We start from the raw sequence: 7,353 nt of genomic DNA on the forward strand, positions 1-7,353 counted from the left end.
CGCTCGGGCCCAGGAGCTGGCGGCGGCCGAGCGCCCGCACCCCGGCCGCGACGACGAAGAGGAACATTCCCGCCGTCAGGCCGACCATCGGCACGATCGCCCACCACGACACCCGGAAGCCCAGCTCGGGCGCGTCGAAGACCATCAGCGAGCCGAGCGCCATCGAGATTATGCCTCCCATCGCGAGGATGCCGTGGCTGACGATCTTGATCTCGGCGATCAGGAGCACGATCCCGAAGACGATCAGCAGCACCCCCGCGTAGTTGATCGGCAGGCTCTGGAACGCGAAGAACGCGAGGATGAGCGAGATGCCGCCGATCACGCCCGGCAGCACGACGCCCGGGTTCGAGAGCTCGAAGAAGAGCCCGAGCATGCCGAGCATCATGAGCACGTAGGCGACGTTCGGGTCGGTGATCACGTTCAGGAGGCGGTCGCGGAACCCGATCTCGATCTCCTTCACCGGGGCGCCCCGCGTCTCCAGCGTGACGGTGCGCTTGGGCAGCTTCACGACGCGGCCGTCCACCTTCTCGAGCAGGTCGGGGATCGAGTCGGCGACGAGGTCGACGACCTTCAGCTTCACGGCCTCGCGCTCGGTGATCGCAACGGCCTGGCGCACGGCCTTCTCCGCCCAGTCCGCGTTCCGGCCGCGCTCGAGCGCGACCGTGCGGATGAAGGCCGCGGCGTCGTTCTCCGCCTTCTTCAGCATCGTCTTGTCGCCGCCGCCGCTGGCGAAGACCGGGGTCGCGGCGCCGATGTTGGTCGCCGGCGCCATCGCCGCCACGTGGGCCGCCACCGTGATGAAGACGCCCGCGGACGCGGCGCGCGCGCCCGTCGGCGCGACGTAGATGATCACGGGCACGTCGGCGGCGAGGATGCGCTGGACGATCGCGCGCATGGAGCGCTCGAGCCCGCCGGGGGTGTCGAGCTGGATCACGAGCGCCTGCGCGCGCTCGGCCTGGGCGCGGTCGATCGCGAGCCCGACGAGCCGGAGCGTCACGGGGCTGATGACGCCCTCGATCTCGATCTTGGCCACGGGCGCGGGCGCCGCGCCGGCGAGGGCCGGCGTCAGCAGGAGCGCCAGGAGCAGGCCGGCGAGGGCGCTCATCGTTCGCGCGCGAGGACGCTCACGAGCTCGAACATGAGGTTCGCCGCGAGCAGCGACGTGATCTGCCCGGGCCCGTCGTACGGCGGCGAGACCTCCACGACGTCGGCGCCGACGAGGGCCTGGCCCACCAGGGCGCGCACGAGCACGAGCGCCTCGTACGACGTGAGCCCGCCGACCTCGGGCGTGCCGGTCGCCGGCGCGTACGCCGGGTCCACGGCGTCGATGTCGAACGAGCAGTAGACCGGCCCGCCGCGCAGCCGGACGAGCCGCTCGGCGACCCACGCGGTTCCCTGCTCCTTCACGGTCTCGATCCGGACGACCTCGATGCCGTGGCGGTCGTGGAAGGCGAAGTCCTCGGCGCCGTAGAGCGGGCCGCGGATGCCGATCTGGATCATGCGCCCCGGATCCACGAGCCCCTCCTCGACCGCGCGGCGGAACGGCGTCCCGTGGAAGAACTTGGAGCCGAAGTACTCGTCCCAGGTGTCCGGATGGGCGTCGAAGTGGACGATGCCGAGCCGGCCGTGACGGCGCGCGAGCGCCCTGAGAATCGGCAGCGTCACGGAGTGGTCCCCGCCGACGGAGACCGGCACGGCGCCGCGGGACGTGAGCTCGCCGATCCGCTGCTCGATCGCGGCGTAGGTGCGCTCGATCGAGATGGGCACGACGTCCACGTCGCCGCAGTCGGCGACGCGGAGCTTCTCGAACGGGTGGACCTTCAGCACGGGGTTCCAGGGGCGGATCAGCGACGACTGCTCGCGGACGGCGCGCGGACCGAACCGCGCGCCCGTCCGGTACGAGGTGCCGCCGTCGTACGGGATGCCGACCAGCGCGACGTCGAGGTTCTCGGCGGTCTGCGCGAGGGGCAGCAGCATGAAGGTCGCGACCTGGCCGAACCGGGGGGACACGAAGGCGTCGCGAGGTCCGAGGCGATCCACGGTGGGCGGGCCTAGAGCGCGGTCCGGAGGCCCGCGACGGCCGCGCAAAGGCGCCGGACTTCCTCGGGGGAGTTGAAGACCGAGAAGCTCGCGCGCGAGGTGCCGACGACGCCGAGGCGGCGCATGAGGGGCATGGCGCAGTGGTGACCGGCCCTCACCGCGATCCCCTCGACATCGAGGAGCGCCGCGACGTCGTGGGGATGGAGGCCGTCGACGGCGAACGCGACCACCGCACCGCGGTCCTCCCCGCTCGGCGGCCCGAAGACTCTCACGCCCGGGATCGCGGCCAGACCCTCCAGGGACGGGTGAGCGAGCGCCTTCTCGTGCTCGGCCACGCGCTCCATGCCGAGCTTCTCCAGGTACTCGATGGCCGCCGTGAGCCCCACGGCCTCGGCGATGGATGGCGTGCCCGGCTCAAAGCGCCACGGCAGGTCGTTCCACCGGGCGCGGTCGATCCAGACCTCCTTGATCATCTCGCTCCCGCCCCGCGTGGGCTCGAGGCGCTCCCAGCGCTCGAGGCGGCCGTAGAGCACGCCGATGCCTGTCGGCCCCAGCATCTTGTGGGGTGAGAATGCGTAAAAGTCACAGCCGAGCGAGGACATATCGAGCGGGAGGTGAGGCGCGGCTTGAGCGCCGTCCACGACGCTGATCGCCCCGACCCGGCGCGCGCGCCGGACGATCTCGGCGACCGGGTTGATCGTGCCGAGGACGTTCGAGACGTGGGCGAAGGCGACGACGCGGGTTCGCGCCGTGAGCAGGCGGTCGAGCGCGTCGAGGTCGAGGAGCCCTTCGTCCGTCACCGGTACCGCGGCGAGCCTCAAGCCCTGGCGCTGCGCGGCCATCTGCCACGGGACCAGGTTCGAGTGGTGCTCCATCTCCGTGACGAGTACCTCGTCCCCCGGCGCGAGCGGCCGGCAGAGGGCGTCGGCCAGCAGGCTGAGCCCGTCGGTCGTCCCGCGCGTCAGCACGATCTCCTCGCGACGCGCGGCACCGATGAAGCGCTGGACGCGGTCGCGCGCGGCCTCGTAGAGCTCGGTGGCCTCCTCGCCGAGGGTGTGGATCGAGCGGTGGACGTTGGCGTGGCTCCGCTCGTAGTACTGGGTCATCGCCTCGATGACGCTCCGGGGCTTCTGGCTCGAGGCGGCCGAGTCGAGGTAGACGAGCGGGTGGCCGTTGATCGTCCGCGAGAGGATCGGAAAGTCGGGCCGCGTCAGCTCGTCGAGCGTCATGCCCCGTTCCTCCGGGCGAGAGCCATGGCGAGCACGGAGAGCGGCAGCGTCACGCAGCGCATCCGCGTCGGGCGGATGTCCGCCTGGAGCACGGCCAGGACGTCGGCCGCCTCGAGGCCGAGCGCCTCGGCGACGGGACGGCCCGCGACCAGCTCTGCCGTGACGTCGGCGGACGCGGCGCAGATGGCGCACGAGTCCGCCGCGAAGCGCGCGTCGGCCACGCGGCTGCCGGCGAGGCTCAGCATGAGCCGCACGCGGTCGCCGCACAGCGGATTGACGTCCTCGGCGACGGCGTTCGCGCCGGGCAGCTCGCCGCGGAACTTCGGCCGCCGCCAGCGCTCGCGGATCACGTCGCTGTAGGGCCCCGCCTGCACCGCGCTCATTCGAGCTCGCCCCGCGCCGTGTTGGCGCGATACGGCGAGAAGCGGTAGGCCATGTCGCGCGAGAGCAGGCCGCCGTGGCCGAGCCCCGCGAGCGTCCGGTTGTCGATCGCCTCGCCGGCGAGGATGCGCGGCAACAGGAGATCGAACGTCGTCGCCTGCGAGAACATCCCGCAGGTCGGCATCCCGAGCACGGGCCTGCCCTCCCAGAAGGCGAGCCAGAGGAGGCTGCCCGGGTGCGCGGGCGCGCCGTGACGCTCCATCCTGGCACCCAGCAGGGTGAGCCCGCCGAAGACCGGGTCGAGCGGGTCGAGCGCGCTCGCGCCGGCGACGATCAGCACCCGGGCACCCGCCTTGGCGAGCGCCCCGAGCTCGTCCGCCACCATGCGCGCCGAGCCCGTCGCGTAGCGCACGGGCAGGAGCGTGCTCCCGAACCACTCGAGTTTCTGGGTGAGCGCGGCCTCGAAGCGGGCGCGCTGCTTGTCGTCGAGCCGCTGCTGGGCGAGGGCGCCGACCGTCACGCTCCTGAAGCCCTCGACCACGACGAGCCCGCCCGCCGCGCGGGCCGCCCGCTCGACGGCGCGCAGCGTCTCGTCCGGAATCACGAGCGGCGTGACCTTGCACTTGGCGACCGTCTCCCCGGGCTCCACGGGCTGCAGGTCGAACAGCGTGAAGACGGAGACGCCCTCGAGCGCGTTCACGTCCGCGAGCGCGGCGTGGCGGATCCGGAGGAGGCCGCGCCGCGTCGCCGTGAGGGTCCACTGGCCGCCCGTGTAGCCCTTCACCTCGACGCCGTCGCCGACGACGCTGGCGGCCAGGCGCCCCCCGGCCTCCTCCTCGTGGAGGTCGCCGGCCTCGAGGGCGAGCAGATGAATCTCCTGCCAGGGCGCCGCGAGCACCGCCTTGGCGCTCTCCGCCGTCAGCCGCGCGCCCTTGTCCACGGCGACCTTCCCGGCGGCGTCGCGGACGTCGTGGCAGAGTACCTTGCCCACGAGCGCCTCGACGCTCGCGGCCTCGCGGCGCTGGGCGATGGCCTTCATGTCCGGCGTTTGGCCGACAGCGGTTGACCCGTGCCGCCGCTCCGCGCCGCCTGGATCTCGGCCAGGATCGCGAGGGCGATCTCGGGCGCCGAGCGCGCGCCGAGGTCGAGACCGATCGGGACGCGGATCCGCTTGAGCGCGGCGTCGCTCGCACCCTCCTCGGCGAGGAACTTGAGGATCGTCGCCCCCCGCCGCTGGGAGCCGAGCATCCCGATGTAGCCGACGTCGGAGCCGAGCGCGTGCCGGAGCACCGGGAGGTCGTACTTGTAGTCGTGCGCGACGAGGACGAGGGCCGTGGACGGGATCAAGGGGTACTGGCCGACGAGCTCCGAGGGCATGCCGACACGCAGCTCGTCCACGTCCGGGAACCGCTCGCGCGTCGCGAACCTCGGCCGGCCGTCCAGCACCACGGTGCGGTAGCCGAGCACCCGGGCGAGCTGCGTGAGCGGCATCGCCACGTGGCCCGCGCCGACCACGACGAGGAGCGCCGGCGGCGTGAACACCTCCACGAAGGCGCGCGTGCCCTCGAGGAAGAGCGTGCGCGAGGCGCCGGACTCGAGCGCCGCCCGCGCCTCGCGCGCGAACCGCTCGTCGAGGAACGGCTCGCCGAGCGTCCCCTCGACGGTGCCGTCGTCGAGCACCAGGAGCTTGGCGCCGGGCCGGCCGTCGAGCCGCGTGACGATCGCGCCCGCGTGGCCCGCGGCCGCGTGGGCGCGCACGCGCTCGTAGAGGGCGAGCGCCGCGTCGTCGCCCCGGTCGAAGGCGACGGGCTCGACGAAGACCTCGATGGTCCCGCCGCACGTGAGGCCGATCTCCCACGCCTCCTCGTCGCCGAGGTTCATCTCGATCAGCCGCGGGCGCAGGGTCCGCAGCACGTCCTCGGATTGCTCGATGACCTGGGCGTCGACGCACCCGCCGATCGTCACGGAGCCCAGGACGGCGCCGCCCTCGCCGACGAGCATTTTCGCGCCCTCTTTGCGGGGCGTGGTGCCGCGGGTGTTCACGAGCGTGGCGACCGCCACCTTGCGGGACGAGCGCCGCAGCTCGTCGATGTGCTCGAAGAGCTCAGCCATGGGAACCCAATGATACGCTTCGCCGCCGCAAAACGAAAACCGCTACAGGGCGAGCTTGCTCGCGAGATCGCGCAGCGCCGCCAGGTTGTGGCCCGGCGCGAAGTCGTCCACGAGCGGAAGCGCGGCGGCCATGCCGCGCGTGAGTGGCTCGTACGACGGGTTGCCGAGCAGCGGGTTCAGCCAGATGACGCGCCCGGCGCGGCGCTTGATGCGCAGGAGCTCACGGGCGACGAGCTCGGGCTCGCCCGTGTCCCAGCCGTCGGAGAGCACGATCACGATGGTCCGCCGGTCCACGAGCCCCGGCCACTCCCGGTTGAGCTGGGCGAGCGACTCGCCGATCTTCGTCCCGCCCGACCAGTCGCGCACCTCGGCGAGCCGGCGCAGCACCTGGCGGTAGGAGCGCGCGCGGAGGTGCTCGGTGATCCGCGTGAGCCGGGTCGAGAACGCGAAGGTCTCGACGCGCCCGAAGACGCTCTGCAGCGCGAACAGGAACTGGAGGAGGAACCGGCTGTAGAGGTCCATCGAGCCGGAGACGTCGCAGAGGAGGACGAGGCGGATCTTCTTCCGCTTGCGCTCGCGGTAGCGGAGATCGATCAGGTCGCCCTTCGTGAGGTTCGCCCGGAGCGTCCGGCGGAGGTCCACGCGGCCGCGCCGCCGCACCGGCCGCCGCCGCCGCGTGATCCGGTGCGCGAGCCGCCGCGCGAGCTTGAGCGTGAGGCGCAGGATCTCGTCGAGCTGCTCGGCGCCGAAGGTGGAGAAGTCCTGGCCGACGAGCGCCTCGGTGTCCGAGGCCGCGGGCACGCTGAGCGGCTCGCCCGTGTCCTTGCCCTCCTCGTCGTCGGCCCCCCACGTCTCGAGCGCCAGCGACTCGCGCTTCTGGCTCGACGACTTGAGCGTCGCCTCGGCCTCGCGCGTCTCGGCGGGCGGGATCTGGATCAGCCCCGGGATCCCCTCCTCGCCCGCGGGCTCCGCGCGCCAGAAGGCTTCGAAGCACCGGTCGAACGCGGGCGCCTCCTCGGGCCGCCCGACGAAGACGGTCTTGAGGCCGAGGTAGAGCTCCCCGCGATCGGTGATGTCGAGGTGGTCGAGCGCGCGCACGGCGTCGGTCACGTGGACGAGCGTCACGGGGAGGCCGTGCCGCCGCAGCAGCGCGGCGAAGCGCACGACCGCGCTCGACAGCTCGCGCCCGGCCACGGCTAGCCCCGGGCGGGCAGGAAGGGCGCGAGGCCCGCCTTGGCGACCTCGGCGCGGAAGCGCTTGAGGTCGTCCGCGTCCTTCAGGAAGCAGCCGAGCGTCTCGGCCACGAGGGCCTCGTCGAGATGGTCGGCGTGGAGCGCGACGAGCGCCTGCGCCCAGTCGAGCGTCTCGGCGACGCCCGGCACCTTGGCCAGGCGCACCTCGCGCAGCGTCTCCATGAACTTCGCGATCTCGCGTGCGAGCCGCGCGTTGATCCCGGGCACCTTGCGCTCGATGATCCGCATCTCCTTCTCGAGCGTCGGGTAGTCGATCCACAGGTAGAGGCAGCGCCGCCGGAGGGCGTCGGAGAGCTCGCGGGTCCGGTTAGAGGTGATGATGACGTGCGGCGGGTGCG

8 protein-coding genes are annotated in these 7,353 nt (G+C 72.6%); all 8 read right to left on the bottom strand.

Going from position 1 to position 7,353, the window contains the following annotated elements; genetic code table 11:
• Positions 1–1,105 (bottom strand): nodulation protein NfeD (locus VKG64_17285; GenBank protein HKB26791.1); only part of this gene is annotated, 1,105 nt, incomplete at its 3' end.
• Entirely contained in the window at positions 1,102–2,040 is a 939-nt protein-coding gene (gene speB, locus VKG64_17290; GenBank protein ID HKB26792.1) for an agmatinase, read from the bottom strand. The genes VKG64_17285 and speB, both read right to left, overlap by 4 nt.
• Positions 2,041–2,051: 11 nt before the next feature.
• Positions 2,052–3,269, bottom strand: a complete 1,218-nt coding sequence (locus VKG64_17295) for a SufS family cysteine desulfurase (protein HKB26793.1) — start codon at positions 3,267–3,269, stop codon at positions 2,052–2,054.
• On the bottom strand, positions 3,266–3,652 hold the full coding sequence (locus VKG64_17300) for an iron-sulfur cluster assembly scaffold protein (protein HKB26794.1): 387 nt from the start codon (positions 3,650–3,652) through the stop codon (positions 3,266–3,268). Before VKG64_17300 ends, VKG64_17295 begins: the two co-directional genes overlap by 4 nt.
• Positions 3,649–4,689, bottom strand: coding sequence for a hypothetical protein (locus VKG64_17305; protein ID HKB26795.1), 1,041 nt, complete (start codon positions 4,687–4,689; stop codon positions 3,649–3,651). Before VKG64_17305 ends, VKG64_17300 begins: the two co-directional genes overlap by 4 nt.
• Positions 4,686–5,762, bottom strand: coding sequence for an XdhC/CoxI family protein (locus VKG64_17310; GenBank protein ID HKB26796.1), 1,077 nt, complete (start codon positions 5,760–5,762; stop codon positions 4,686–4,688). The genes VKG64_17305 and VKG64_17310 overlap by 4 nt, the downstream gene beginning before the upstream one ends.
• A 42-nt stretch (positions 5,763–5,804) precedes the next feature.
• Entirely contained in the window at positions 5,805–6,956 is a 1,152-nt protein-coding gene (locus VKG64_17315) for a VWA domain-containing protein (protein ID HKB26797.1), read from the bottom strand.
• Positions 6,957–6,958: 2 nt separating this feature from the next.
• A partial coding sequence (locus tag VKG64_17320; GenBank protein ID HKB26798.1) for a MoxR family ATPase occupies positions 6,959–7,353 on the bottom strand: 395 nt, incomplete at its 5' end.

It is taken from the genome of Candidatus Methylomirabilota bacterium, assembly GCA_035260325.1.
GTDB lineage: Bacteria > Methylomirabilota > Methylomirabilia > Rokubacteriales > CSP1-6 > AR19.

Coding starts and splice junctions, on each gene's coding strand:
- VKG64_17295 (HKB26793.1), bottom strand. CDS start 3,269: ATGACGCTCGACGAGCTGACGCGGCCCGACTTTCCGATCCTCTCGCGG.
- VKG64_17300 (HKB26794.1), bottom strand. CDS start 3,652: ATGAGCGCGGTGCAGGCGGGGCCCTACAGCGACGTGATCCGCGAGCGC.
- VKG64_17305 (HKB26795.1), bottom strand. CDS start 4,689: ATGAAGGCCATCGCCCAGCGCCGCGAGGCCGCGAGCGTCGAGGCGCTC.
- VKG64_17310 (HKB26796.1), bottom strand. CDS start 5,762: ATGGCTGAGCTCTTCGAGCACATCGACGAGCTGCGGCGCTCGTCCCGC.